This is a genomic window from Brevibacillus sp. MCWH (genome assembly GCF_013096935.1).
Classification (GTDB): domain Bacteria; phylum Bacillota; class Bacilli; order Brevibacillales; family Brevibacillaceae; genus Brevibacillus; species Brevibacillus aydinogluensis.
Window position 1 is genome coordinate 165,597 of the sequence record NZ_SDLF01000003.1, and the last position, 25,231, is coordinate 190,827.

General features: G+C 56.3%; 30 protein-coding genes. All 30 read left to right on the plus strand.

Annotation, left to right across the window (positions count from 1 at the left end; genetic code table 11):
- Positions 1-24 precede the first annotated feature (24 nt).
- The 30 genes from ETC00_RS03885 to frr all read left to right on the plus strand — a co-directional run bounded on the left by ETC00_RS03885 (position 25) and on the right by frr (position 25,225).
- Positions 25-420: a TIGR02530 family flagellar biosynthesis protein gene (locus tag ETC00_RS03885; RefSeq protein WP_171564643.1), complete on the plus strand. Its 396-nt coding sequence runs from the start codon at positions 25-27 to the stop codon at positions 418-420.
- Positions 421-523: 103 nt separating this feature from the next.
- Entirely contained in the window at positions 524-1,342 is an 819-nt protein-coding gene (flgG, locus tag ETC00_RS03890; protein ID WP_171564644.1) for a flagellar basal body rod protein FlgG, read from the plus strand.
- A gap of 65 nt (positions 1,343-1,407) precedes the next feature.
- Positions 1,408-1,629 (plus strand): flagellar FlbD family protein, encoded by a 222-nt coding sequence (locus tag ETC00_RS03895; protein WP_171564645.1) that lies wholly within the window; start codon positions 1,408-1,410, stop codon positions 1,627-1,629.
- 15 nt (positions 1,630-1,644) lie between these two features.
- Positions 1,645-2,103, plus strand: a complete 459-nt coding sequence (locus tag ETC00_RS03900) for a flagellar basal body-associated FliL family protein (protein WP_171564646.1) — start codon at positions 1,645-1,647, stop codon at positions 2,101-2,103.
- A 39-nt stretch (positions 2,104-2,142) separates the two neighbouring features.
- Entirely contained in the window at positions 2,143-3,138 is a 996-nt protein-coding gene (gene fliM, locus ETC00_RS03905; protein WP_171564647.1) for a flagellar motor switch protein FliM, read from the plus strand.
- A complete protein-coding gene (fliY, locus tag ETC00_RS03910; protein WP_171564648.1) occupies positions 3,131-4,459 on the plus strand; it encodes a flagellar motor switch phosphatase FliY in 1,329 nt (442 codons plus the stop codon). The genes fliM and fliY overlap by 8 nt, the downstream gene beginning before the upstream one ends.
- A gap of 38 nt (positions 4,460-4,497) precedes the next feature.
- Positions 4,498-4,860 (plus strand): response regulator, encoded by a 363-nt coding sequence (locus ETC00_RS03915; RefSeq protein ID WP_029098958.1) that lies wholly within the window; start codon positions 4,498-4,500, stop codon positions 4,858-4,860.
- Positions 4,861-4,901: 41 nt separating this feature from the next.
- The gene (locus ETC00_RS03920) at positions 4,902-5,540 is read left to right on the plus strand and encodes a flagellar biosynthetic protein FliO (RefSeq protein ID WP_230077022.1); all 639 of its coding nucleotides are present in this window, start codon (positions 4,902-4,904) and stop codon (positions 5,538-5,540) included.
- Positions 5,537-6,298 (plus strand): flagellar type III secretion system pore protein FliP, encoded by a 762-nt coding sequence (gene fliP / locus ETC00_RS03925; RefSeq protein WP_171564650.1) that lies wholly within the window; start codon positions 5,537-5,539, stop codon positions 6,296-6,298. Before ETC00_RS03920 ends, fliP begins: the two co-directional genes overlap by 4 nt.
- A 34-nt stretch (positions 6,299-6,332) precedes the next feature.
- On the plus strand, positions 6,333-6,602 hold the full coding sequence (gene fliQ, locus ETC00_RS03930) for a flagellar biosynthesis protein FliQ (protein WP_029098961.1): 270 nt from the start codon (positions 6,333-6,335) through the stop codon (positions 6,600-6,602).
- 6 nt (positions 6,603-6,608) lie between these two features.
- Positions 6,609-7,394 (plus strand): flagellar biosynthetic protein FliR, encoded by a 786-nt coding sequence (gene fliR, locus ETC00_RS03935; RefSeq protein WP_216369253.1) that lies wholly within the window; start codon positions 6,609-6,611, stop codon positions 7,392-7,394.
- Complete coding sequence (gene flhB, locus ETC00_RS03940) at positions 7,391-8,488, plus strand: flagellar biosynthesis protein FlhB (RefSeq protein ID WP_171564651.1); 1,098 nt, start codon at positions 7,391-7,393, stop codon at positions 8,486-8,488. The genes fliR and flhB overlap by 4 nt, the downstream gene beginning before the upstream one ends.
- 22 nt (positions 8,489-8,510) lie before the next feature.
- Complete coding sequence (flhA, locus tag ETC00_RS03945; RefSeq protein ID WP_171564652.1) at positions 8,511-10,553, plus strand: flagellar biosynthesis protein FlhA; 2,043 nt, start codon at positions 8,511-8,513, stop codon at positions 10,551-10,553.
- Positions 10,550-11,848 carry a flagellar biosynthesis GTPase FlhF gene (gene flhF / locus ETC00_RS03950; protein ID WP_171564653.1) on the plus strand — a complete coding sequence of 433 codons (1,299 nt, stop codon included), beginning with the start codon at positions 10,550-10,552 and terminating at the stop codon, positions 11,846-11,848. Before flhA ends, flhF begins: the two co-directional genes overlap by 4 nt.
- Positions 11,849-11,853: 5 nt before the next feature.
- A complete protein-coding gene (locus ETC00_RS03955; protein ID WP_171564654.1) occupies positions 11,854-12,720 on the plus strand; it encodes a MinD/ParA family protein in 867 nt (288 codons plus the stop codon).
- Between the two features lie 29 nt (positions 12,721-12,749).
- A complete protein-coding gene (locus tag ETC00_RS03960) occupies positions 12,750-13,931 on the plus strand; it encodes a protein-glutamate methylesterase/protein-glutamine glutaminase (protein ID WP_171564655.1) in 1,182 nt (393 codons plus the stop codon).
- Positions 13,932-13,951: 20 nt separating this feature from the next.
- Positions 13,952-15,997 (plus strand): chemotaxis protein CheA, encoded by a 2,046-nt coding sequence (locus ETC00_RS03965; protein WP_171564656.1) that lies wholly within the window; start codon positions 13,952-13,954, stop codon positions 15,995-15,997.
- Between the two features lie 15 nt (positions 15,998-16,012).
- Positions 16,013-16,489 (plus strand): chemotaxis protein CheW, encoded by a 477-nt coding sequence (locus ETC00_RS03970; protein ID WP_171564657.1) that lies wholly within the window; start codon positions 16,013-16,015, stop codon positions 16,487-16,489.
- A 5-nt stretch (positions 16,490-16,494) separates the two neighbouring features.
- Positions 16,495-17,121, plus strand: a complete 627-nt coding sequence (locus ETC00_RS03975) for a chemotaxis protein CheC (RefSeq protein ID WP_171564658.1) — start codon at positions 16,495-16,497, stop codon at positions 17,119-17,121.
- Positions 17,108-17,593 carry a chemotaxis protein CheD gene (locus tag ETC00_RS03980; RefSeq protein ID WP_171564659.1) on the plus strand — a complete coding sequence of 162 codons (486 nt, stop codon included), beginning with the start codon at positions 17,108-17,110 and terminating at the stop codon, positions 17,591-17,593. The genes ETC00_RS03975 and ETC00_RS03980 overlap by 14 nt, the downstream gene beginning before the upstream one ends.
- A 2-nt stretch (positions 17,594-17,595) precedes the next feature.
- The gene (locus ETC00_RS03985; protein ID WP_171564660.1) at positions 17,596-17,961 is read left to right on the plus strand and encodes a hypothetical protein; all 366 of its coding nucleotides are present in this window, start codon (positions 17,596-17,598) and stop codon (positions 17,959-17,961) included.
- Positions 17,962-17,978: 17 nt separating this feature from the next.
- Positions 17,979-18,767 carry a FliA/WhiG family RNA polymerase sigma factor gene (locus ETC00_RS03990; protein ID WP_171564661.1) on the plus strand — a complete coding sequence of 263 codons (789 nt, stop codon included), beginning with the start codon at positions 17,979-17,981 and terminating at the stop codon, positions 18,765-18,767.
- A gap of 62 nt (positions 18,768-18,829) precedes the next feature.
- Complete coding sequence (locus ETC00_RS03995) at positions 18,830-20,248, plus strand: flagellar assembly protein A (RefSeq protein ID WP_171564662.1); 1,419 nt, start codon at positions 18,830-18,832, stop codon at positions 20,246-20,248.
- Positions 20,249-20,288: 40 nt separating this feature from the next.
- Positions 20,289-20,627, plus strand: a complete 339-nt coding sequence (locus tag ETC00_RS04000; RefSeq protein WP_171564663.1) for a hypothetical protein — start codon at positions 20,289-20,291, stop codon at positions 20,625-20,627.
- 80 nt (positions 20,628-20,707) lie between these two features.
- Positions 20,708-21,166 (plus strand): DUF6115 domain-containing protein, encoded by a 459-nt coding sequence (locus ETC00_RS04005; RefSeq protein ID WP_171564664.1) that lies wholly within the window; start codon positions 20,708-20,710, stop codon positions 21,164-21,166.
- Positions 21,159-21,782: a DNA polymerase III subunit gamma/tau gene (locus tag ETC00_RS04010; RefSeq protein WP_171564665.1), complete on the plus strand. Its 624-nt coding sequence runs from the start codon at positions 21,159-21,161 to the stop codon at positions 21,780-21,782. The genes ETC00_RS04005 and ETC00_RS04010 overlap by 8 nt, the downstream gene beginning before the upstream one ends.
- 288 nt (positions 21,783-22,070) lie before the next feature.
- Positions 22,071-22,781 carry a 30S ribosomal protein S2 gene (rpsB, locus tag ETC00_RS04015; RefSeq protein ID WP_029098978.1) on the plus strand — a complete coding sequence of 237 codons (711 nt, stop codon included), beginning with the start codon at positions 22,071-22,073 and terminating at the stop codon, positions 22,779-22,781.
- Positions 22,782-22,879: 98 nt separating this feature from the next.
- Positions 22,880-23,767: a translation elongation factor Ts gene (tsf, locus tag ETC00_RS04020; RefSeq protein ID WP_171564666.1), complete on the plus strand. Its 888-nt coding sequence runs from the start codon at positions 22,880-22,882 to the stop codon at positions 23,765-23,767.
- Between the two features lie 175 nt (positions 23,768-23,942).
- Entirely contained in the window at positions 23,943-24,668 is a 726-nt protein-coding gene (pyrH, locus tag ETC00_RS04025; protein ID WP_171564667.1) for a UMP kinase, read from the plus strand.
- On the plus strand, positions 24,668-25,225 hold the full coding sequence (gene frr, locus ETC00_RS04030; RefSeq protein ID WP_171564668.1) for a ribosome recycling factor: 558 nt from the start codon (positions 24,668-24,670) through the stop codon (positions 25,223-25,225). Before pyrH ends, frr begins: the two co-directional genes overlap by 1 nt.
- Positions 25,226-25,231 lie beyond the last annotated feature (6 nt).

Here is a 25,231-nt window from a genome sequence, read left to right on the forward strand (position 1 = left end):
CTGTTCGTGAAAGGGGGGACCGCCATGCACACGTTTTACGTGGGGCAGACCTACTTTCCCAACAAGCCAAAGCGACCAGCTGCTGTTAGCACGACCGGTGCGGAACCGGCAGGCAAATCGTTTCGCCACTACCTCGCCGAGTCTGTTGACAAAGCGAAAGGCCCCAAGCCCCTCACGTTCAGTCAGCACGCACTGATGCGTCTGCGCGAACGGGGGATTTCGCTCAACGAAGCCGAGCTGAACCGACTGCAGTCGGCTGTGCAAAAAGCGGCTGACAAAGGGGCGAAAGAATCGCTGATCTTGATGGACAACGTCGCCTACGTCGTCAGCATCATCAACCGAAAAGTGATTACCGCCGTCGACGACGTCAGCATGAAGGAAAACGTGTTTACCAACATCGACAGCGCGGTCTTTGCATGAATGGATCAGAGGGCTGGACCTCTCGGAGGAAGCCCGTCGGCTGCCGAATGACCGAGGCAGTCGCCAATAGACCCGATACCTGTTTGTGAAGGAGGAATTGTTAATGCTTCGTTCCATGTACTCCGGCATTTCCGGTCTGCGCGGTTTTCAAACCAAACTGGACGTAATCGGCAACAACATTGCCAACGTGAACACGGTAGGATTCAAGAAAGGCCGCGCGATGTTTCAGGACATTCTCAGCCAAAACATTGCCGGTGCGACTGCACCAACCGATGACGGCAAGGGCGGTTCCAACCCGATGCAAGTCGGACTGGGGACGCAGATCGGTTCCATTGACACGGTGTTTACGGCCGGCAGCCCGATGACCACCAACGTGATCACGGATTTGGCGATCGAAGGGGAAGCGTTTTTCATGGTTACGCCGGATGGCGGCGAGACGTACTACTACACCCGTGCCGGCAACTTTACCCGTGACGCGCTTGGTTATTTGGTAAACCCGCAAGGTTTGAAACTGGTAGACGTGAATGGCGAACCGATTCAAATCTCGCGGAACGATGGTATCGTTTCTTACTCCATCGGTAAAGACGGGGTCATCACCACGGTGGATGAGGCTGGAGAGCTGGATTCTTCCATCCAGATCGGGTTGATGACGTTTGACAACCCGGGCGGCCTGAAGAAAATTGGCAACTCCCTGTACGAATATACCGTCAACGCAGGGGCATACGGAGAAGATCCGACCACACCGATTGATGCGGCAACTGCCAAGGTGAACATCATCTCCGGTCAGTTGGAGATGTCCAATGTGGACCTGTCTGAAGAGTTTACCGAGATGATTGTCGCTCAGCGCGGGTTCCAGGCCAACTCCCGCATTATCACCACGTCCGACACCGTGCTGGAAGAACTGGTCAACCTGAAACGATAACGCCTAGCGGATGAATGAGGGGGAGGCGGTCATCCCGCCGCCCCCCATCCCGAAAGGAGCAGCCGATGATCAGACTGACGCGATTTAACGGCGAGGAGTTTTACCTCAACGCTACCCATGTCGAAATGGTGGAATCCACTCCCGACACGGTCATCACGCTGTTTAACGGCAAGAAATACATCGTCAGGGAAAGCGCTGAGGCAGTGGCTTCGCGGATAGTGGACTTTTACAGGCAGACGTTCCCGGCAAGCGCGGCGCCGCGCGTTCCGGACGATTTCATTGAATAGCGGGAGGCACGTGTGATGTTTCAAAACCGGTTGTTTAACATGGCACTTATCATCATCATCGCGATTTCGCTTCTGGGTGTCGTATCCTTCGTTCTCTGGCAGACGTACCTGTCCCCAGCAGCACAAACCGCAAGCCATGGTGAAGAAAAGGGGGTACGGGCTCTCACGGCTAAAGAACTGGAGGCATACTCCGTGGATACCGGAGAAATCACGACCAATCTGCTCTCCGACAACTACATTATTGTTCGCTTTACGATAACGGCGGACAGTTCAGATGCCAAGGAAGAACTGCAGCAGCGCCTGCCCCAGGTCAACCAGATCATCATCAAGACACTGGCCGGCCTGTCCCCCGAAGACATCAAAGGAACAGAAGGCGTCAACAAACTGGAAGCCAAGATCATGAACGAAATCAGTGCGCTCATGCAGGAAGGAAAAATCGTACAGGTGCTGACGACGAAGCGCGTCTTGTCGTAAGCCACGATGGATGTATACATAGCTGGGAGGTGACGACACATGGCCGAGGTTCTCTCACAAAGTGAGATTGACGCGTTGTTGGCCGCGCTCTCGTCGGGAGAGATGGATGCCAACGAGCTGAAAAAAGAAGAGTCTGAGCGAAAGGTAAAAGTATACGACTTTAAACGGGCCTTGCGTTTTTCCAAAGATCAGATCCGCGGCCTGACGCGCATTCACGAAAACTACGCGCGGCTGTTGACGACGTATTTTTCCGCTCAGCTTCGTACCTTCGTGCAAATTACGGTTGCCTCCGTCGACCAATTGCCGTATGACGAGTTTATTCGCTCCATTCCCAAAATGACCATCCTCAACATTTTTGAGGCGCCGCCATTGGAAGGGCGCATGGTATTGGAAGTGAATCCGAACATCGCATACACCATGCTGGATCGGCTTCTCGGCGGACAGGGAACGATTCCGGACAAGATGGGGGCGTTGACGGAAATTGAGACAACTGTCATGGAACGGGTGTTCAGCAAGGCGCTGGATACGTTTCATGAGGCATGGAAGCAGATCATCGAGCTTGATCCGTACATGGAAGGGCTGGAAATGAATCCGCAGTTCATGCAGATCGTTTCCCCCAATGAAATTGTTGCGGTCATCTCGTTCAGCACGAAGATCGGAGACACCACGGGCATGATCAACCTCTGCCTGCCCCATGTCGTGCTGGAGCCGATCATGCCGAAACTGTCCGGGCAGTATTGGTTTTCCAAGCAGAAGAAGAACAGGGACGAAGAAGAGCGGCTGCGCGTGGAGGAGCGGGTGAAGACGGCCAAGCTGCCGGTGATCGCCGAGCTGGGCACGGCCACCATCACGGTGGGCGAGTTCTTGCAGTTGCAGCCGGGTGATGTAATTCAGCTCGACCAGCTCATCGAGAACAAGCTGAAAATCCGGGTGGGCAATCGCCTGAAGTTCCTTGGACAACCCGGTACACATAAAGGGCGTGTAGCCGTGCAGATCGAAGAAGTCCTCGAGGAAGGGGAGGAGAACAATGACTAGAGACATGCTTTCGCAGGAAGAGATTGACGCGCTGCTCCGCGCGAACAATCTGGTTGAGGAGGAAGAGGAAGTAGAAGAAGTTTCGAGCGCTCCCAACGTCGCTGAATTCCTGTCCGAGTTTGAGCAGGACGCGCTCGGTGAAATCGGCAACATCTCCTTCGGAAGCGCTGCAACGGCTCTTTCCACGTTGTTGAACCAAAAAGTGGACATCACCACGCCGACGGTTTCGATGGTTCATGTCCACGACCTGGAGAAGGAATTTCCCATCCCGCACGTCGCCGTTCACGTCGAGTACACAGACGGCTTCAAGGGAATCAATCTGCTGGTGGTGCGGATGGAAGACGCTGCGGTGATCGCCGACCTGATGATGGGCGGTTCCGGCCGGCCAGAGTCGACTGAGTTGACAGAAATGCACATCAGCGCGGTGCAGGAAGCGATGAACCAGATGATGGGGTCAGCCGCCACGTCGATGTCCACCATCTTCAACCAGATGGTGAACATCTCGCCGCCCGGGATTGACATCATGGATTTGGCCAAGGGCAAGGACGGGCATAAATTCACCGAAGATGACACGCCGCTTGTCAAGGTGTCTTTCCGGCTGAAAGTAGGGGAACAAGGTGAGCTGATCGACTCCAACATCATGCAGCTGCTGCCGCTCTCCTTCGCTCGTGAAATGATCAACAGGCTGACCGGCGGTTCTGCAAGCGAGCTGGAAGCGGCCGCGGCTGCGACGGAAATGCCCGCACTGAGCGTGTCGGCTCCACAGCAGGAGGTACAACAGGACGCTCCCGCTGCAGAGCAGATGCCGCCGCAGCAACCGGTGCAACCCCCGCAAGCTCCTCCGGCCGGTTATGCGCCGATGGGATATCCGGGACAGCCCATGTACCCGAACGCTTACCCACAGGGAATGCCCGCAGGCTATCCGCCCTATCCGCCTCAGTATGCAGGGCAGCAAGTGCCGTCCGCCCCGCAGCATCTGGGTGGACAACCGAGCAACCAGGCCAATGTGAAACCGGCCCAATTTGCGCCGTTTGGAGGTGACCCGATGATTTCCGCTGACGGACAAAATCTGAATCTGTTGATGGACATTCCTCTGCAAGTGACCGTTGAACTGGGACGGACGAAAAAACTGATCAAGGAAATTCTCGACCTGTCCGCCGGCTCGATCATCCAACTGGACAAGCTGGCAGGCGAACACGTCGACATCCTGGTCAACAACAAGCTGATTGCCAAAGGGGAGGTCGTCGTGATTGACGAAAATTTTGGCGTGCGCGTCACAGACATCATCAGCCAGTGGGACCGCGTACAAAAATTACAATGAATCATCAAATCACCGGATAAAAAAGGAGGAGCTTACTTATGTCCAACAAAGTACTCGTTGTCGATGACGCAGCGTTCATGCGCATGATGATCAAGGAAATCCTGTCCAAAAACGGATACACCGTGGTAGGCGAAGCGAGCGACGGTGCGCAGGCGGTGGAGAAGTACAAAGAGCTGGGACCGGATCTGGTGACGATGGACATTACCATGCCGGAGATGGACGGCATCACTGCACTGAAGGAGATCAAGAAAATTGATCCGAACGCCCGTGTCATCATGTGCTCGGCAATGGGGCAGCAGGCGATGGTCATTGATGCGATTCAGGCGGGCGCCAAGGATTTTATCGTCAAGCCGTTCCAGGCTGATCGCGTGCTGGAAGCGATCAAGAAAACGCTGGGCTAATGATGAAGTTTTTCCGGAAACCAGGGGCGCGTCTCATCTGGGTGTATTGCATCATCGCTGCGATTGTCGCTTCCCTTCCGGCTTCCGCACTGGCAGAGGAAGACTCCGTAGCAGACGCCCTGCGCAAAGGAACACTCTCTCCCGGTGCGCCCGCCGGCGGCCCAGAGCCGGCGGCCATACCCGGCAGTGAGACAGGCAGCATGTGGGGCTATCTGTTTCAGGTGATCTTTTCACTCGGGGTGATCGTCGTCCTGATCTATCTGCTGCTTCGTTTTCTCGGCCGGCGGCAGATGGGACAGGCGCATGGTCCGATCAAAGTGATCAGTGCGGCTCCGCTGGGCAACGGCAAGACGATCCAACTGGTGATGATCGGGGAGTCGCTGTACCTGCTCGGCGTGGGAGAGAACGTTCAGCTGCTCAAGCAGATTCCACCAGGGGAAGAGGCAGACCTCATCCTGGCAGAAGCGGAGATCAAGCCGCCGCTTGCCGGTTTTTCGCTCGATTGGCTGCCGTTTGGCCGAAAGCGGCAGACAGAAGACGAAGAAATACACCTGTCGGATGCGGACGGGCGTACGTTTGCAGAACTGCTGCGCAAGCAGTGGAACGATCTCGACAAGCGGTCCGATCAGACGGGGACCTGGGTGGAGAAGCAAGGTCATGACAGAGGGGATCGAGGATGAAACAACTATTCCAGCTCCTGGTGATCGCTGCGGTGCTGCTGGCGATACCGGAATGGGCGGCGGCAGCGCCTGCCAATGTGCCGCTCGTACCTACCATCGATCTGAAGATTGGCGGAGGCAGCGGAACGCCGCAAGAAACCTCCTCGGCGGTACAGATTCTGCTGATATTGACGGTCTTGTCCGTAGCGCCTGCCATCCTGCTGTTGATGACCAGCTTCACGCGGATCGTGGTCGTGCTGTCCTTCGTCCGCAACGCGCTGGCTACGCAGCAGATGCCGCCCAATCAGGTGCTGATTTCGCTGGCGCTGTTCATGACGTTTTTCATCATGGCGCCCACGCTGGCAAAGGTAAACGAGACGGCGGTACAACCGTACATGCAGGGCAAAATGACCCAACAGCAAGCGCTGGAAGCGGCGGTCGTTCCGTTCAAGGAATTTATGGCCAAGCAGACGCGGGAAAAAGATTTGGCGCTCTTTTTGTCGTACACGAAAGCAGAAAGGCCCAAGACAATTCAGGACATTCCGCTGAGCGCGCTCGTGCCGGCGTATGCCATCAGCGAATTGAAGACCGCATTTCAAATCGGCTTCATGATTTTCATTCCGTTTCTCGTCATCGACATGATCATTTCCAGCATCCTGATGGGCATGGGGATGATGATGCTGCCCCCTGTGATGATTTCGCTGCCGTTCAAGATATTGCTGTTCATCATGGTGGACGGATGGTATTTGGTCGTGAAATCACTATTGGCCAGTTTCTGACATCCGGCCGACAAGCCAGCCTAGGAGGGAGAGCATGACACAAGAATTTTTGATGCAAATCGCCCAAAGCTCCGTATACACCATCCTGCTGGTGACGGCACCGGCGCTGGGCGTCGGCATGCTGGTCGGCTTGCTCGTCAGCATTTTTCAGGCAACCACACAAATTCAAGAACAGACGCTGGCATTCATCCCGAAAATTGTCGCCATCTTCGTCACGATTTTGGCCGTCGGGCCGTGGATGCTGCGGGTGATGCTGGAGTTCACGATGGGGATCTTCGGCAATCTGCACCGCTTTGTGGGATAGATAAAAATGATAGCTGCAATCATGCTTCATCTACCTGTTTTGCTGCTGGTGTTTGTCAGGATGACCGCGTTTTTCGTCTCGGCTCCGTTTTTCTCGGTGCGCGGCGTGCCCAATCCGTACAAGATCGGCCTGGCTTTTGTCCTGGCGCTGATCAGTTTCAGCTACGTGCCGGTCCAGGGGCAGATTCCGCTGGATCTCACCTTTGTGCTCTACGCGGTCAAGGAAGCGCTGGTCGGCCTGATTCTCGGCGTGATATGCGAGCTGATGTACGTCACCGTCCAGGTTGCCGGCGGATTGATGGACATGCAAATGGGGCTGGCGATGGCCAACGTGATCGACCCGCGCACCGGCGCCTACGTGCCGCTGACGGGCAACTTCAAGAACATCCTGGCGATGCTTTATTTGTTGAGCATCAACGGCCATCACGTGCTGATCCAAGGGATTCTTGCCAGCTATCAGGCGATTCCGCTTGACAAGATGTGGGCTGCGTTTGGCAGTGAGCAAGTGATGTGGATGGCCGTCAAGGTGTTTCGCGACATGTTTCTCAGTGCCTTTCTGATTGCGGCACCGATCGTGGTCGCCATTTTTCTGGTCGATCTCTCTCTTGGAATTATCGCCAAATCGGTCCCGCAATTTAATATCTTTGTGGTGGGATTGCCCATCAAATTGCTCGCCAGCTTTCTGATGCTGATCGTGGTCATGCCCGCATTTTTGCTGACGTTGAACGGCTTGTTTGAAAAAATGTTTCGGGCGCTTGCGGAAATGATGAAGTGGCTCGGAGGCGCAGCATGAAACGACTTGCCTTTTTGTATCCGGTCGATCTGCAGTATTTCAACGGCGAAAAGACGGAAAAGGCGACACCGAAAAAGCGGCAGGACGCGAGAAAGAAAGGGCAGGTCGCCAAAAGCGCGGACTTGTCCCCGTCCGTCAGCCTGACCGCGACATTTCTCATGCTGATTGTGCTGGGGTCGTCCATGTTTCACACGTTCCAGAATCTGCTGCGGGAGTCGCTCGTCACCTACACGAGCTGGCAGGTCAACGAGGAAAATCTGCGGGTGATTTTCTACCAGCTTGCCTATGAAGCCGTGAAAATCGTCGGACCGGTTCTGGGCGTGGTGTTTACCGTCGCCGTTCTCGTCAATTACATGCAGGTGGGCTGGCTGTTTACCACCGAACCGCTGCGGATCAAGCTGGACAAGCTGAATCCCGTACAGGGGTTGAAACGGCTGTTCAGCCTGCGCTCCGTGGTGGAACTGTTCAAATCGCTGTTAAAAATCAGCGCGGGCATTCTCGTTGCGTTCATGATCTTGTGGAAGACCAAGGACGAGCTGGTGCAGCTCTCACTGAAGCCGCTGGGAGCGGCGCTCTCACTGACAGCTTCAGAAGCGACCAAACTGGGGCTGTACATCGGCATGACGCTGGTGGTCCTGGCTGTTCTGGACTACGCGTACCAGCGCTACGAACATGAAAAGAGCCTGCGCATGTCCAAACAGGACATCAAGGATGAATTCAAACAGGCGGAAGGGGACCCCTTGATCAAAGGGAAAATCCGCGAGCGTCAGCGCAGCATGGCCATTCGCCGGATGATGCAGGAGCTGCCGAAAGCGGACGTGGTCATCACCAACCCGACACACTTCGCTGTTGCCATCCGGTACGACGCAAGCGAGATGAGCGCCCCCACAGTCATCGCCAAAGGGCAGGATTACCTCGCGCTGAAAATCAAGGAAATCGCCCAAAAACATCGCATCATCACCATGGAAAACAAGCCCTTGGCCAGGGCTCTCTACAGTCAAGTCGAGATCGGCCAACAAATTCCCGAAGAGTTGTTCAAAGCGGTCGCGGAAGTTCTCGCGTACGTGTACAAGCTGCAAGGGAAAGTGAAATAAGCAAAAGAAAGGAGGATGCACGGTGGGATTCAGATTCAAAGAGCTGGGTACCGTTTTGTTCGTCATCAGCATTGTCGTCATGATGGTGATCCCACTGCCGTCTGAACTTTTGGATTTGCTCTTGATCCTGAACATCTCCCTTGCATTGACGATTCTGCTCGTCTCGATGTACACAAAGGAAGCCCTGCAATTTTCCATCTTTCCCACGGTGCTCCTGATCACCACGCTCTTCCGCCTGGCGCTGAATGTATCGACGACGCGGAACATTCTCTCGCACGCCGATGGCGGAAAGGTCATCGAAGCGTTCGGCAGTTTCGTCGTCGGCGGCAATCAGGTGGTGGGGTTTGTCGTCTTCCTGATTCTCGTCGTCATCCAGTTCATCGTGATCACCAAAGGCTCGGAGCGCGTGGCGGAAGTGGCCGCCCGCTTCACGCTGGACGCGATGCCGGGGAAACAGATGAGCATTGACGCCGACCTGAACGCGGGGATGATTACCGAGGCGGAAGCGCGCGCCCGCCGCAAAAAGATCGAGGACGAAGCTGACTTTTACGGCGCCATGGACGGTGCCAGCAAATTCGTCAAAGGGGACGCGATCGCCGGCATCATTATTTTCATCGTCAACATCATCGGCGGCTTCATCATCGGGATGGTTATTCACGATCTGAGTTTTGCCGAATCGGCTTCCCGATTCACCACCATGTCCGTCGGCGACGCGCTGGTCAGCCAGATTCCGGCTCTCCTGATTTCGACGGCGACGGGTATCATCGTCACTCGTGCCACTTCCGGCGACGGGCTGGGCGAAGATATTAGCAACCAGTTGTTCAGCTACCCCCGCCTGCTGTTGATCGTGGCTGGCGGCATCACCCTGTTAGGCCTGCTGACGCCAATCGGACTGCTGCCGGTGGTGCCGGTAGCGGGACTGCTCGGGTTCGCCGGATGGAAGATGAACAAAAAGCAGAAAGTGGAGCAGGAAGAGACGGCCCAACAGGAAGAGGAACAGCAGATCGAGGAAGTGCGCAGTCCCGAGAGTGTGGTCAACCTGCTGCAGGTGGACCCGATCGAGTTCGAGTTTGGTTACGGCCTGATTCCGCTTGCCGACGCCAAACAAGGCGGCGACCTGCTGGATCGCGTCATCATGATCCGTCGACAGATCGCGCTGGAACTGGGGATCGTCGTGCCGGTAATCCGCATTCGCGACAATATCCAACTGCGTCCCAACGAGTACATAATCAAAATCAAAGGAAACCAGGTCGCCAAGGGAGAGATCCTCTTGGATCACTATCTGGCGATGAGTCCCGGTTTCGAAGACGATGCGGTTGTCGGTATCGAAACGGTCGAACCGGCGTTTGGACTGCCTGCATTGTGGGTAACAGAAGAAAATAAGGAGATTGCCGAACTGTCCGGTTATACCGTGGTCGATCCGCCGTCCGTCGTCGCCACCCATCTGACGGAAGTGATCAAGCGGCACGCCCACGAGCTGCTCGGCCGCCAGGAGACGCGCTCCCTCATCGACAATGTACGGGAGACGGCGCCTGTGCTGGTGGACGAACTGATTCCGGGCACGCTGTCGATCGGCGACGTGCAGAAAGTGCTGCAAAAACTGCTCCGGGAAAAGGTGTCGATTCGCAATCTGCCGGTCATTTTGGAAGCGCTGGCCGATCACGCGGTCTACACCAAAGATCCGGACGTGCTGACGGAGTACGTGCGCCAAGCGTTGTCCCGCCAACTTACGCTGCAATACACCGAGCCCGGACAGCCGCTGCGGGTGATCACTGCAGGCCCTGGACTGGAAAAGGCCATCTCCGAGCGAATCGAGCAGTCTGAGCAGGGAACCTACCTGGCCATGGACCCGGAGACGTCCCAGCGGATTTACCAGAGCATGTCGGCGGAAGTGAGCAAAATGGTCAATGCCGGCCAGCAGCCGATCATTCTCGCCTCTCCGGCGATTCGCATGTACCTGCGGCAGCTGATGGAGCGGATGATGCCGGATGTGCCTGTCTTGTCATACAGCGAGCTGGAGCCGCATGTTGAAGTGCAAAGCGTAGGGATGGTGAACCTGACGTGAGAGTGAAGCGCTACGTTGTCGATTCCATGCCGGACGCCCTGGAGAAAATCCGGATTGACCTGGGGAAGGACGCCATCATCCTCAACTCCAAGCCGATCCGAACTGGTGGACTGTTCGGATTGTTCACAAAGCAGCGGATCGAAGTGGTGGCCGCCGTTGATGACAAAGGGGCCGAGCGGGCAGCGAGCGCCTCTCCCGCCAGCCAGCCGGACCCCTCTGCCTTGCCGAAGACAGGCAGCTACGCCGCCAAGCAGGCCTATCAAAAAGCGGCGACGGTGACTGCTGGACAGGCGACAGCAGAATCAGAGCCTCCCGGCATCGATACTCGGCTGACGCATGAAGCGACGGCTGACTCCGCTCGTCAGGCTGCCTCCCGTCCCGACCACTCGCAGGCAAAGCGAGCCCCTTCCATGGCAGCTGCTGCCGACAGCAAGCAGTTGGCGGACGAAGTGCGGGATATGCGGCAGGTCTTTGACAAGCTGTTGGTCAACGGCCTCAGCAGCCAACTGCCGCCTGCGATCCAGGCGGTTCAGGCGCATCTCGTCAGGCAGGAGGTCGCAGAAGAGGTGACGGCGGACATCATCCGCCAGGTGCTCCTGCACGGTGAGCCGTCTGCTCAGTGGACGGAAGAAGAGGCGAAGCGAGCCGCTGCGCGGATTATCGCTGAACGGGTGGAACAGGCATCGCCTATGCCGTCACGAATCGAGTCTGGCGTCAGGTACGCTTTCTTTTTTGGGCCAACCGGGGTGGGAAAAACCACCACCATTGCCAAACTGGCGGCAGACAGCATGCTGAAAGACAAGCGGCGGATCGGATTCATCACGGCGGACACGTACCGAATTGCCGCCGTCGAGCAGCTGAAGACGTACGCCAACATCTTGAACGTGCCGCTTGAAGTGATCTTCTCGCCAAAAGAAATCGTCCAGGCGATGGAGCGGTTGAGCGGATGCGATCTGATTTTTGTCGATACGGCCGGCCGCAATTTCCGCAACGACGAATACGTGCAGGGAATTCGGGAGCTGTTGCGGCATGATGCGGACTGCCTCAATTTCCTGGTGCTCAGTCTGACCGCCAAGTACAGCGACATCAAGGCGATCATCCGCAACTTTGATGACGTGCCCGTTTCCAGGGTGATCTTTACGAAGGCGGATGAGACGGAAGCGTACGGAGCGATGTTGAATGTGGCATATGAGACCAGTCTTCCCTTCTCGTACATCACGACAGGTCAAAACGTCCCGGACGACATCGTGGCCGCCACCCCAGCATTGGTAGCCAACATGATCATGGGAGATTAACGCACATGCACGACCAAGCCGAACGACTGCGCGCACGCATGCAACAGAACAACGTCTCCCGGCAGACCCGGCTGATTACGGTCACCAGCGGCAAAGGGGGCGTCGGCAAGTCCAACTTCAGCCTCAACTTTGCCCTCGGCCTGCAAGAAAAGGGACACAAACCAATCCTGTTCGACCTCGATCTGGGATTGGCCAATCTGGATGTGCTGATGGGGATATCGCCCAAGCGGCATTTGCTGCATCTGCTGGAGCCGGACATGACCGTATGGGACATCATGGAAAGGGGACCGGGCGAGCTGGATTTTATCGCCGGCGGGTCCGGCTTTGCCAAGCTCTTGCAGTTGGACGACGCCAAACTTGACCTGCTGTTTGCCCGTCTGCAGCCGCTGCAGGGCTATGCGGACACGATCATCTTTGACACCGGTGCGGGCATCTCCAACGAATCGCTGCGGTTCATGCTGTCGTCCGACGAGGTGATTCTCGTTACGACACCGGAGCCGACGGCGATCACCGATGCCTACGCCGTGATCAAGATGCTTCACTTCTACAATCCCCGCACGACGATCCGGCTGGTGGTCAACCGCGTCACTTCCGCCCGGGAAGGGACGATGACCGCCCAAAAGCTGGTGATGGTGGCCAAACGGTTTCTCAACATGGACGTCCATCCGTTGGGATTTGTACTGGACGACCCTCACGTTTCCAAAGCGGTGAAACTGCAGCGGCCCTTTTTGCTTGCCTTTCCGCACGCGCAGGCGTCCAGGGATATCCGTCATCTTTCGGCCGTCTACCTGGGAAAAGAGGCGGGGGGAAGGCAGTCTCTTCCGGCTGGGATCGGAGGCTTTTTGCAGAAGCTGAGACGCTTTATTCGGTAGGCAACAGGAGAAGGAAGGAGCAGCAGCGGATGAACAAGATTCGAGTTCTCGTCACCGACGATTCTGCCTTTATGCGTAAAGTCATCACAGACATCTTACATAGCGATCCTGACATTGAAGTGGTTGACCGAGCCAAGAACGGACTCGAATGTCTTGAAAAAGTAAAGCAGCTCCATCCCGATGTCGTTACGCTCGACATTGAAATGCCGGTCATGAACGGGCTGGATGCGCTGGAACGTCTGATGAACGAACACCCCGTCCCGGTCGTGATGCTCAGCAGTCTGACCAGGGAAGGGGCGGAAGCGACGATCCACGCGCTGGAACTGGGCGCGGTAGACTTCGTGACCAAACCGTCCGGTCCCATTTCGCTCGATCTGCACAAAGTGGCCGAACGGCTGATCGAAAGGGTGAAAGCGGCGGCACAGGTGAACGGGCGTCTGCGAAGACCGCTGGGCAGGCCCGGCACCACGTTCCCTATGCGCTCACCTTTGTTCAAGCAAAAGACAGCGTGGACGCTGCCAGCCCAACCGGGCACAGGCACACCGGGTCGTACGGCTTCGGGCACCAGCCATCCGGGAACGGCTGATTCCCGTGTTACGCCGCCGGCGTCTGCAATCCCGCGCCGAGCGTCAGCCGTCTCCAAGCTGGTTGTACTGGGGACGTCCACCGGGGGGCCAAAAGCGCTGCAAACGGTGTTGACCGCCCTCCCGTCCGACTTTCCGGCGCCGATTCTCATCGTCCAACACATGCCGGCCGGTTTTACCAAATCGCTCGCGCAGCGGCTGGATTCGCTTTGCGCCATCCATGTGACGGAAGCAACAGACGGAGAATGGATACAGCCAGGGACGGCGTATATCGCGCCAGGCGGCTTTCATCTGGAAGTGGTTCAGGTGAGCGGTGGGGGATTGAAAACACGACTGCAACAAGAAGAACCGCGGGGTGGACACCGTCCTTCCGTTGACGTTCTGTTTGAATCGGCCAGCCGATTGACAAATGTAGACAAATGGGCAATCATCATGACAGGCATGGGAAATGATGGGACAAAAGGCCTGGGCCGAATGAGAGAGGCGGGACGCGTGATCAGCATTGTCGAAGACGAGTCGACATGTGTCGTTTTCGGAATGCCGCGGGCTGCCATTCAGGCGGGCCTTGCCGACAACATCGTTCCTTTGGACCGGATAGCCGAAACGTTGTGTAAGCTGTTGCATTGATTATGGGAGGTGGATCACCCGTGGACATGAATCAATACCTGGACATGTTTATCGAAGAGTCAAAGGAACACCTGCAGGCGATCAACGCCAATTTGCTCCTGTTGGAGAATGATCCGGAGAACATCCAGATCGTCAACGAAATCTTCCGTTCCGCCCATACGCTGAAGGGAATGTCGGCCACCATGGGGTTTGAGGACATGGCAAGCCTCACGCATGAGACGGAAAACGTGCTGGACATGATCCGCAACCACAAGCTGACAATTACCAGCGATATCATGGACGTCATCTTTCAGAGCGTCGATTTGATCGAGAGCATGGTGATGAACATCATGGAAGGCGGCGACGGTTCCGCAGATGTTTCCACTCTGGTGAAAAAGCTGCGTGCCATCGTGGCGGGCGATTTTTCCGCTGTGGAGACGGCTGCGGTGGTGGAGGCTGCCCCCGCCGGAAATGAAGCTGCCGGATCAGAGAGGCAGTACGACCTGGACGAGTTTGCCCTCACCGTTTTGAAGCAGTCCAAGGACGTGGGCCACAATCTGTTCTGGATCAAGGTGACGCTTGACGAAGGATGCGTGCTGAAGGCGGCCCGCGCCTACATGGTGTTTGATCAGCTGGAGTCGATGGGCGACGTGATCAAGTCGACGCCGGCGGTGGAAGAGATTGAGAACGAACGGTTTGACCGCTCGTTTGAACTGGTGTACGTCACGATGCAGCCGGCCGACAAGATCCGCCAAACCATCACCAACATTTCAGAAATCAGCGATGTGGAGCTGGAGCCGCTGCAGTTGCAAGAACCGGCTGCCAAAGCCGAGCAGGAAGTAAAGCAGGCGAAAGAGCAGGCGGCAGCCAGTGCAGCGCCGGCGGTTGAGAAAAAACCGGACGCACCGGCAGGCGGTATGAAAAAGGTGTCCGCCGGGGGCAAGACGATTCGCGTGGATATCGAGCGGCTGGATGTGCTGATGAACCTGTTCAGCGAGCTGGTGATTGACAGGGGACGGCTGGAGCAGTTGGCACGCGAGATCGGCAAGAGCGAACTGCAGGAGACCGTCGAACACATGAGCCGCATCAGCGGCGACCTGCAGAACATCATTCTGACCATGCGTATGGTGCCGGTTGAGCAGGTCTTTAACCGCTTCCCGCGGATGGTGCGCGATTTGGCGAAAGAATTAAACAAAAAAGTAAATTTGGAAATTTATGGGGCGGAGACTGAGTTGGACCGCACCGTGATCGACGAGATCGGAGACCCATTGGTGCACCTCCTGCGCAATTCGCTCGACCATGGCATCGAATCGCCGGAGGAACGGAAAAAGGCGGGCAAGCCGGAAGAGGGGACCATCTGCCTTCGCGCGTACCACAGCGGCAACCACGTCTTCATCGAGGTGAAGGACGACGGGGCCGGCATCAACAAGGAGAAGGTCCTGAAAAAAGCGATCGAGCGGGGCATCGTCAATCCCGCCAATGCCGACAGCATGACGGACAAGCAGATTTTCGAGCTGCTGTTTGCATCCGGTCTGAGCACGGCTGAGGTCATCTCTGACATCTCCGGCCGAGGAGTCGGCCTGGATGTAGTGAAGTCCAAAATTGAATCGCTGGGCGGCAGCGTCAGCGTTGACTCCGTCCGCGGCCAGGGCACCACGTTCCTCATCCAGCTTCCGCTCACCCTGTCCATTATCTCGGCGATGCTGGTACAGGTGCAAAACGAGAAGTACGCTGTTCCGCTCAGCTCGATCATCGAGACCGCTGTATTCCGCAAAGATGAGATCATGATGGCGCATCAGCAGCAGGTGATCGATTTCCGCGGCAGGGTGGTTCCCCTCGTCTCGCTGAAGGACATCTTCCAGGTGCCCGACGCAGGAGTGGGCAGTGAGGACGAAGTGGCCGTCGTAATCGTTCGCAAGGGAGAAAAAATGGCCGGCCTGGTGGTCGATTCCTTCATCGGTCAGCAGGAGATTGTGCTGAAATCACTGGGCAAATACCTGGTGAACGTCTTTGCCATCTCCGGTGCGACGATCCTCGGCGACGGACAGGTTGCACTGATTATCGATTGCAACGCACTGATCAAGTAAAGGGAGGCGCAGCCCATGCTGGAGCAAAAAGAAATCACAGGCGAAGTAAAAGTCATTGTTTTTCGGTTGAAAGACGAAGAGTACGGCGTTGAGGTGAACCAGGTCAAGTCGATTGAAAAATTGGAGCATATCACGCGCGTTCCGCGCACGCCCAAGTTTGTCAAAGGGGTCATCAACCTGCGCGGCGTGGTGACGCCGATCATTGACCTGCGCAGCCGTTTCGGCCTGGAGGAGACAGCCTACGGCGAATCGACCCGGATCATCATCGTAGGGGTGGGTGAGCTGGAAGTGGGGCTGATCGTCGACGCGGCCAACGACGTGATCGACATCCCGATCGATGCCATCGAGCCGCCGCCGGAAGTGGTCGGCGGCGTGGAAGCGGCATATCTGCGGGGTGTGGCCAAGCTGGAGAAACGCCTCCTGATCCTGCTCAACCTCGACAAGGTGTTGAGCAACGAAGAAATCAAGCAATTGGACGCGCTTGAGGGATAAGTGCGATGAATTACTTTGCCAAGTTTGGAGACTTTCAATTCGACGTGCTGCGCGAGGTGGGCAACATTGGCGCCGGCCATGCCGCTACGGCACTCTCCAAGCTCATACAAAAAGAAATTGACATGAATGTGCCGAAGGTCAGTGTGATCCCGTTTGATGAGGTGGCCGATTGTGTCGGCGGTTCCGAGGCGATTGTCGTGACGGTGTACCTTCGCGTGGAAGGGGATTGCCCCGGCAACATGTTCTTTATCCTGGACATGGAGTCCGCACGCAGCCTGCTGCGGCAGATGACAGGTGCGGATAAGGACGTGTACGAATGGACCGATTTCGAGTATTCCGCCCTGCACGAAATCGGCAATATCCTGACCGGGTCGTATCTGTCGTCGCTGGCCGACTTCACCAATCTGAGCATGCAGCCTTCCGTGCCGGCGCTGGCCATCGACATGGCCGGAGCGATCCTCAGCCACGGGTTGATCGAGCTCGGGCATACGGGTGACGTCGCCCTGACGATAGACACCGCCTTTTTTGAAGGAAACGATCGGGTGAAAGGCCACTTTTTTCTGATACCGGACCCGGATTCGTTGAAAACACTATTTGATTCATTAGGAGTTCCGTTCGATGGAGATCATTAGAATCGGCATGGCAGACTTGGGCGTGGCAAAATCTCCGGACCGGTTGCGCACGACTGGATTGGGATCGTGCGTCGGAGTTGTGCTGTATGACGTCGTGCACAAGGTGGGCGGAATGGCCCATGTGATGCTGCCTGAATCGTCTTTGGGAAAAGGCGGGCAGATCACGGTGGGGAAATACGCGGATACGGCGATTCCCCGATTGATTCAGGAGATGGAGCGGGCAGGCGCGTCGGTCCGCCACATGGTGGCCAAGATGGCGGGCGGCGCGCAGATGTTCGCGGCTTTGGGCAACTGCGATACGATGCGGATTGGTCCGCGCAACGTAGAGGCCTGCAAGAAGGCGCTCCAATCCGCGCAGATCAGGATTGTGGCTGAGGATACTGGCGGCAATTGCGGAAGGACGATCGAATTCGACACGTCTACGGGCATTCTCCAGATTCGGACCGTAAATCAAGGTGTGAAGGAAGTATAGGTATGTGGGGAACCATTTGGCTGAACACAGGAATCGGTTTGCTCGGCTTCGTCATGACGCTGGCCACGGCGTTGGGAGGAAACACCTGGCTTGTCTCGCTGGAGCGGGCCTTTATGGCTTTCATTCTCTTTTTTCTCGTGGCGTTTCCCCTGCGCTGGCTGCTGGCAAGGGTCATGGATACATCGGAGGCCGCCACGGGCAAGGCTGCAGCGGAAGAAACGGATGCCTCACCGGAGAGCGGGGAACAGCGGACCGCTTTGGACGATGAACCGTTTACGCCGCTGAACACAAACCAGATCGACCGAATTGCACCAGTTCAAGATCCCGCTGTCGTTGCGGATGTTGTCAGGCGGTTAACTGATGAGTAAAGGTTGGTGACTGATTCGTGGCACGGCTTACCAATCAGGAGAAGGCAAGACAGTTCGATAAATGGGTGATGTGGAAGCAGGAAGGCAGTCGCGAGGCGGAGGAGGACCTGGTGAACCAGTACCTCCCGCTCGTCGACAAGGTTGCCAGTCGTTTGGCTGGCAACCTGCCGGCCAATGTGGACAAGGACGATCTGATCAGTTACGGCCGCTTTGGCCTGCTCGATGCGCTGGCCAAGTTTGACCATACGCGCGGTCTGCAATTTGAGACCTACGCGATGTGGCGCATTCGCGGCGCAATGATTGATGGACTGCGGGAAAACGACTGGATTCCGCGGACAATTCGGGACAAGGCCAAGAAGATCGAAGAGGCCTATTCCTACCTGGAACAGGAGAAGCTCCGCACGCCCACTGAAGGGGAAGTGTCCCAGTATCTGGGCATCTCCGAGAAGGAACTGCGCCAGGTTCACTACGAGACCTCGCTGGCATCGATGATCTCCATTGATGAAGCGGTCGGCGAAGAAGACGAACAAAAGACCGCACGTCATTCCTATATCATCGATGAAGTGACGCCCAGTCCGGAATACGTGGCGGAAACCGCCGGGTTGAAGGAGGTTTTGGTCGGCGTCATCGACAAGCTGCCGGAAAAAGAACGGTTGGTTGTCTCGCTGTTCTACTTTGAAGAACTGTCTTTGTCAGAGATTGCCGAAGTGATGAATCTCTCTCCGTCCCGCATCTCGCAGCTTCATTCCAAAGCGATTTCCCGCATGCGCTCAGCTCTGTCGCGATGGAAATCGCAGTTGATGTAGGACTGGACAGGAGTGGGGATTGCAGAAAGAGAGCAATCCATGGTTTTGAGGGGGCAATAAAGATGGAAGAGACAGGGAACATCAGACTGGAAGTGAACATCTCTCCCGACAAGCTGGAGGCAAGGGTCACGTTGGTCGTCCCCGACGAGGGGCGGGGTGGCCCTATCCTCATTACGGAAAAAGACGTGCGTGATGCCCTGCACGCGAAAAATGTGACATACGGCGTATTAGACAGCGTCATCAGCGAACTGGTCGGCAATCCTGACAAATTCGCCAATGTTCCGGTCACCGTCGCCCGCGGCACACCGCCGGTTCCCGGGCTCGACGGAAAAATCGAGTATCCATTTCTGACGCTGCTGCATGGTGACAAACGGCCCAAAGAGTTGGATGACGGGCGAGTGGATTACTACAGCATCACCAATATTCCCAACGTGGCCAAAGGACAGTTGCTGGCTGCCAAGACGCCGCCAACACCTGGGACGCCGGGGACGGCCGTGACAGGCGAGCCCATTGCGCCGAAGGACGGCAGGGAAGTCATGATCAAGCCGGGCAAAAACGTGGTGATGAATCAGGAACGGACGCTGCTCTACGCCGCCATCGACGGCCAGGTGTCGTTTACGGAGAACGACAAGGTGAATGTCTTTCCCGTGTTTGAAGTGAACGGAGATGTAGACTTTCGCGTCGGCAACATCGACTTCGTGGGAACGGTGGTCATTCGCGGGAACGTCCCGACAGGGTTCAGGGTAAAGGCGTCCGGCGATATCCGCGTGTTCGGCAGCGTGGAGGGAGCTGAGCTGGAGGCAGGGGGCTCGATCGAAATTCGCAACGGCATCGTCGCTCAGGACAAGGGACATGTGGTGGCCGGCTACAATGTAAAGACATCCTATATCCAGAACGCGAACGTCACCGCCGGCAATCAGGTGCTGGTGTCGCAGAGCATCATGTTTTCCCAGGTCCGGGCCGGAAAGCAGATCATCTGCAACGGAACCAAGGGGTTTATCATCGGCGGCCTGCTGCAGGCGGGGGAAAAGATCGCGGCTCGCGTCATCGGCAATGCAAGCGCGACCCCGACCATACTGGAAGTGGGCGTCAAACCGGAGCTCAGAAAGGAACTGTCTTCCATCACCAAGGAACTGCAAAACGTGTACGAAAATTTACGCAAAACGGATCAGGGGCTGGGCGTCCTCAATCAAATGCTGCAGGCCGCCGGCGAACTGCCTCCGGAAAAACGAACGATGCAGATCAAGCTGACCAATACGCGTCTCGTGCTGGAGAAAGAGGTAAAGAAACTGGAGGCGCGAAAAAAAGAACTGGAACAGGAATTGGAAGGGGACGCGCCGGCTGCCGTGGAAGTGTACAACCTGATGTATCCCGGTATCAAGCTGGTGTTTGGCAAACTGGTGCGCTTCATCAAACAGGAGTTCTCCCGTACCCGGTTTATCGCGCTGGAGGGGGAAATCACCACTTCCCATCTCATCTGACGCAGCATGATGGGAAACGGGTTGAAGGAGTTGAGTCCGGATGAGTTTGAAAGCGGTTGAATGGCAGGTGTCAGTGCCGCGGAGCCCGGAGATCGGCCGCATTCAGGAACATGATCAGCAGAGGACCGTGTACCAGCAGCAGTGGCAGACGGATGACCGAAAACTGACGGATCAGCAGATGCGCCAGCGCCCCACTGACGTCAACGAGACGGAAAAAAACATGATTCGGGAACGAGAGCAACAGCAAAAGCGAAAAAAGCAAGCCGATTCCGGCGCGGAACTAAACGAAGCGAAGGATGGGACGGATCAGGGCAGTACGTCGGACGGCGTGCTGATGCGTGATCCGCTGCGCGGAAGGTTTATCGACATCTCATTGTAAACATCCGAGACAAGATGGGAGCACAGGTGACTTCAATGGATCTTCCTTATTATATTCTGATGGGTGCAGGAGCGCTGATTATGGCAGCGGCGTTCCTGAGCAAACGGAAACAGACGGCCGCCTCTGTTGAAACCGCGCCGAACGAGGCGTGGGACAAGGCTGACATGGAAAAAAGCCTGCAGCGGTTTCTGAACCAAATCAGGCACGAACAGAAAGCGACGGAAGGCAGATGGACGCAAGCACATGCGGAACTCGCGAAAGAGGTGGCGGAACTGAAGCAGCACTTGGCCCGTATGGAAAGCGAATGGTCCGCATGGAGCGCTGCGGGACAAGCAGCTGATGCAGAGGCTCCGCGTACAAGTGAAGCGGTAGCAGCCGATGTGTTTGCTCTTCAGGAGCGCTATCGGCGCGTTTTTGAACTGCGGCAGGAGGGATTGTCCTCCGATGAAATCGCCAAAAGGCTGGGAGCCGGGCAGGGCGAGATCGAATTGATTCTCTCGCTGGCCGGTTCTCATGAGCGAGGGAAGGCCGATGAGTAAGCGTGAATGGTTGTTTGGGTTTGGCGCCGGCCTGTTTGTGGCATCGACCGTTCTGGGAGCGGTGCAACATGCTGCTCCTGCCTCTTCTGCTTCGCTGACCAAGGAACAGGTAAAGCAGGCGGCTGAGGCTTTGCAGATGGTGGTCCTGTCCAAAGCCGAGTACGACCGCTTGCGACAGGAGCAGAACGTCTCGCTTCCGTCCGGTGCGGCGTCGCCGAAGCAGCCGCAGACACCCTCTGTAACGGCACCGACACAGCCCAAAACGCAATCGCCTCGACCACCTGAGGACAACAGCGGGCCGCAGCCGCCGTCCACACCCGCCCCGGCTGCTGCCGGTGATTCGTCCAAACCGGGCGGGAACACCGCCAATTCCACTCCGTCGGCACCGAAGCCGCCGGCAGCGACCGTCACGGTTCAGGTCCCGTACAGGGCCACCGCCGAAGGTGTCGCCCGCTCGATGGTGGAAGCGGGTGTTCTCAAGGCCGACAACACACTGGTGGAGACGCTGCGCGCACAGAACAAACTGAACCGGATTCGCGTCGGGACCTATCAGATCCCGGTAGGTGCAAGCGAAGCGGAGATCGTCCGGATTATCACTACACCGCCTGCGAAGTAAGGCGGTGTTTTTTTGGGGGACAGGCCGCCGTCTGCCATCCCGTTTGCGCGCGGCCCGGGCCGGTGCCCGGCGGGCGAATGACGCCTCGAACAGGAGAGGAACAATTTTGAAAAAACAAAGGAATCGTTTGTTGCATTTGAAAGTGCCATATGATATATTCATTAACGGTGTTGAATTCGCACGTCCACCAATTCCGACAACGGTGCTGCCAATCGGCAGTCTTGTCCGGAAGATGCGGTGAGGCGGAGGTAGGCATCGCTAAAAACCAATCTGAAGGAGGTGTGAAATATGGCAGTTATTTCGATGAAACAGCTGCTCGAGGCTGGTGTTCACTTCGGTCACCAAACTCGTCGCTGGAATCCGAAAATGGCTCGCTATATCTTCACCGAACGCAATGGTATCTACATTATCGACCTGCAAAAAACCGTTAAGAAAGTAGAGGAAGCGTACAACTTCGTGCGTGAACTCGCTGCAAACGGCGGCAAAATGCTCTTCGTGGGCACGAAGAAGCAAGCGCAGGAATCCGTGAAAGAAGAAGCGGAACGCACTGGTCACTACTACATCAACCAACGTTGGTTGGGCGGCACGCTGACCAACTTCGCTACCATCAAAAAGCGTACAGCTCGTCTGGCTGAGCTGAACCGCATGGAAGAAGACGGCACCTTCGACGTACTGCCGAAGAAAGAAGTTATCGTGCTGCGCAAGGAAAAAGAGCGCCTGGAGAAATTCCTCGGCGGTATCGCGAACATGGAAGAACTGCCGGACGCCCTGTTCGTCATCGACCCGCGCAAAGAGCGCATCGCTGTAGCGGAAGCTCGCAAGCTGGGCATCCCGATCGTGGCGATTGTCGATACCAACTGCGATCCGGACGAAATCGACTACGTCATTCCGGGTAACGACGACGCGATCCGCGCCGTGAAACTGCTCACCTCCAAAATGGCTGACGCTCTGCTGGAAGGCAGCCAAGGCGGAGAACAACAAACCACAACAACTGCGTAAGCAAGTGTTAAGAGGGTGGACTGAGGGTTTCAGAACCCCGTCCACCCTTTATTCACCACTATATACTTAGCTCGTCATTTTTCAAGGAGGTTCAACTCATGGCAATCAGTGCACAAGCGGTGAAAGAACTGCGCGAACGCACCGGCGCAGGCATGATGGACTGCAAACGCGCCCTGGAAGAAACCAACGGCGACATGGAAAAGGCGATTGACCTGCTGCGTGAGCGCGGCATCGCCAAAGCAGCGAAAAAAGCGGGCCGCATCGCTGCGGAAGGGCTTACCTCCTACGCGATTGAGGGCAACGTGGCTGCGATCGTGGAAGTTAACTGCGAGACCGACTTCGTGGCGAAAAACCCTGAGTTCCAAACGCTGGTAAAAGACATTGCCGAGCACGTTGTAACACAACGTCCGGCCAGCGTGGAAGCTGCTCTGGAACAGCCGTTTAAAGGCAATGGCGATAAACTCTCCCAAGTGATCAGCGAGAAGATCGCCACCATCGGTGAAAACATCACCTTCCGCCGCTTCTCCATTCTGGAGAAATCCGACAACGGCGTGTTCGGCGCATACCTGCACATGGGCGGTAAAATCGGTGTTCTGGTAGCGCTGGAAGGCACCAAGGACGAAGTGCTGGCAAAAGATCTGGGCATGCACGCTGCTGCATCCAACCCGCGTTATGCCAACCGTGAAGAGGTATCTCAAGAAGAGATCGAACGCGAGCGCGAAGTATTGAAGAACCAGGCACTGGCTGAAGGCAAACCGGCCAACATTGTGGAGAAAATGGTGGAAGGCCGCCTCGGCAAGTTCTTCGAAGAGTTCGTCATGGTTGAACAACCATTCGTGAAAGATCCGGACAAGAAAGTATCCGCTCTCTTGAAAGAGGCAGGCGCTACGCTGAAGGCATTTGTCCGCTTCCAAGTAGGCGAAGGCATCGAGAAAAAACAGGAAGACTTCGCTGCGGAAGTAATGGCGCAAGTGAATAAACAGTAACAATCGAAATAGGGAACACCTGTGTGTTCCCTATTTTGTAAGAGGTTTGGCAAAAGAGAGTTTCACGCGATCTTGTGTGAAACTCTCATCCGCGTAAAAAGAACCAGCCGCCGGCAGGTGCCGGAAGGAATCCGGTGCCGGACAGAGAATGAATCATGAATGGAGGCCGTTTCACATGCCACTTCCTGCCTATAAACGGGTTGTGTTAAAGTTGAGTGGGGAAGCTCTGGCGGGAGAATTAGGGTACGGGATCGACCCGAAAGTGATTTTCTCCATCGCTAATCAGATCAAGGAAATTGTAGAATTGGGTGTACAAGTCGCAGTCGTTGTCGGTGGAGGCAATATCTGGCGCGGACTTTCCGGCAGCTCCAAAGGCATGGATCGGGCCACTGCCGATTACATGGGCATGCTGGCAACGGTCATGAACTCGCTCGCCCTGCAGGATGGATTGGAAAAAGTGAACGTCCCGACTCGCGTACAAACGTCGATTGAAATGAGACAGGTGGCAGAACCGTACATACGCCGCCGGGCGATCCGCCATCTGGAGAAAAAACGGGTCGTGATTTTTGCGGCAGGCACGGGCAATCCGTATTTCTCCACGGATACAACGGCAGCCCTGCGTGCAGCGGAAATCGAGGCCGAAGTGATTTTGATGGCGAAAAACAAGGTGGACGGCGTCTACTCCGCCGACCCCAGCATCGATCCTGCAGCGGTCAAGTATGATGAACTGACGTTCCTCGAGGTGCTCAACAAGGGATTGGGCGTCATGGATTCGACGGCGTCCAGCCTGTGCATGGACAACAACATTCCGTTGATTGTCTTCAACATTTCCGAAGAAGGCAACATTCGCCGTGCCGTAATGGGCGAAAAGATCGGTACACTGGTGAAGGGGGAATCATAATGCCGCAAACCGTGCTGAAAGACATGGAAGAACGCATGAACAAAGCGATTGCCACGCTGAAGAAAGACCTTGCCAGCCTGCGTGCCGGCCGTGCCAATCCGGCGATGCTGGACAAGATCACTGTGGATTACTACGGCACACCGACGCCGATCAGCCAGCTGGCCAACATCAGCGTACCGGAGCCGCGCATGCTGACGATCCAGCCGTGGGACAAATCGGCCCTGAAAGAAATCGATCGCGCAATTCAGCAGTCTGATCTGGGGCTGACGCCTTCCAATGACGGGACCATCATCCGGATCGTCATCCCGCCGCTGACGGAAGAGCGCCGCAAAGAGCTGGTGAAAGTGGCAAACAAGAGCGGTGAGGAAGCGAAAGTAGCGATCCGCAATATCCGCCGCGACGCCAACGAAGAGATCAAGAAGCTGGAAAAGGGCGGCACCATTTCCGAAGACGAGTCCCGCCGTCATCAGGAATCTGTCCAAAAGACCACGGACAAGTTCATCGCGGAAGTGGACAAGATCATCAAGGAAAAAGAGAAGGACATTCTCGAAGTGTAAGCCAGG

Excerpts from the sequence above, each read along its gene's own strand:
- ETC00_RS03885 (WP_171564643.1), top strand. The coding sequence starts at position 25 with ATGCACACGTTTTACGTGGGGCAGACCTACTTTCCCAACAAGCCAAAG.
- flgG (WP_171564644.1), top strand. The coding sequence starts at position 524 with ATGCTTCGTTCCATGTACTCCGGCATTTCCGGTCTGCGCGGTTTTCAA.
- ETC00_RS03895 (WP_171564645.1), top strand. The coding sequence starts at position 1,408 with ATGATCAGACTGACGCGATTTAACGGCGAGGAGTTTTACCTCAACGCT.
- ETC00_RS03900 (WP_171564646.1), top strand. The coding sequence starts at position 1,645 with ATGTTTCAAAACCGGTTGTTTAACATGGCACTTATCATCATCATCGCG.
- fliM (WP_171564647.1), top strand. The coding sequence starts at position 2,143 with ATGGCCGAGGTTCTCTCACAAAGTGAGATTGACGCGTTGTTGGCCGCG.
- fliY (WP_171564648.1), top strand. The coding sequence starts at position 3,131 with ATGACTAGAGACATGCTTTCGCAGGAAGAGATTGACGCGCTGCTCCGC.
- ETC00_RS03915 (WP_029098958.1), top strand. The coding sequence starts at position 4,498 with ATGTCCAACAAAGTACTCGTTGTCGATGACGCAGCGTTCATGCGCATG.
- fliP (WP_171564650.1), top strand. The coding sequence starts at position 5,537 with ATGAAACAACTATTCCAGCTCCTGGTGATCGCTGCGGTGCTGCTGGCG.
- fliQ (WP_029098961.1), top strand. The coding sequence starts at position 6,333 with ATGACACAAGAATTTTTGATGCAAATCGCCCAAAGCTCCGTATACACC.
- fliR (WP_216369253.1), top strand. The coding sequence starts at position 6,609 with ATGATAGCTGCAATCATGCTTCATCTACCTGTTTTGCTGCTGGTGTTT.
- flhB (WP_171564651.1), top strand. The coding sequence starts at position 7,391 with ATGAAACGACTTGCCTTTTTGTATCCGGTCGATCTGCAGTATTTCAAC.
- ETC00_RS03955 (WP_171564654.1), top strand. The coding sequence starts at position 11,854 with ATGCACGACCAAGCCGAACGACTGCGCGCACGCATGCAACAGAACAAC.
- ETC00_RS03960 (WP_171564655.1), top strand. The coding sequence starts at position 12,750 with ATGAACAAGATTCGAGTTCTCGTCACCGACGATTCTGCCTTTATGCGT.
- ETC00_RS03970 (WP_171564657.1), top strand. The coding sequence starts at position 16,013 with ATGCTGGAGCAAAAAGAAATCACAGGCGAAGTAAAAGTCATTGTTTTT.
- ETC00_RS03975 (WP_171564658.1), top strand. The coding sequence starts at position 16,495 with ATGAATTACTTTGCCAAGTTTGGAGACTTTCAATTCGACGTGCTGCGC.
- ETC00_RS03980 (WP_171564659.1), top strand. The coding sequence starts at position 17,108 with ATGGAGATCATTAGAATCGGCATGGCAGACTTGGGCGTGGCAAAATCT.
- ETC00_RS03985 (WP_171564660.1), top strand. The coding sequence starts at position 17,596 with ATGTGGGGAACCATTTGGCTGAACACAGGAATCGGTTTGCTCGGCTTC.
- ETC00_RS03995 (WP_171564662.1), top strand. The coding sequence starts at position 18,830 with ATGGAAGAGACAGGGAACATCAGACTGGAAGTGAACATCTCTCCCGAC.
- ETC00_RS04000 (WP_171564663.1), top strand. The coding sequence starts at position 20,289 with ATGAGTTTGAAAGCGGTTGAATGGCAGGTGTCAGTGCCGCGGAGCCCG.
- ETC00_RS04005 (WP_171564664.1), top strand. The coding sequence starts at position 20,708 with ATGGCAGCGGCGTTCCTGAGCAAACGGAAACAGACGGCCGCCTCTGTT.
- ETC00_RS04010 (WP_171564665.1), top strand. The coding sequence starts at position 21,159 with ATGAGTAAGCGTGAATGGTTGTTTGGGTTTGGCGCCGGCCTGTTTGTG.
- rpsB (WP_029098978.1), top strand. The coding sequence starts at position 22,071 with ATGGCAGTTATTTCGATGAAACAGCTGCTCGAGGCTGGTGTTCACTTC.
- tsf (WP_171564666.1), top strand. The coding sequence starts at position 22,880 with ATGGCAATCAGTGCACAAGCGGTGAAAGAACTGCGCGAACGCACCGGC.
- pyrH (WP_171564667.1), top strand. The coding sequence starts at position 23,943 with ATGCCACTTCCTGCCTATAAACGGGTTGTGTTAAAGTTGAGTGGGGAA.
- frr (WP_171564668.1), top strand. The coding sequence starts at position 24,668 with ATGCCGCAAACCGTGCTGAAAGACATGGAAGAACGCATGAACAAAGCG.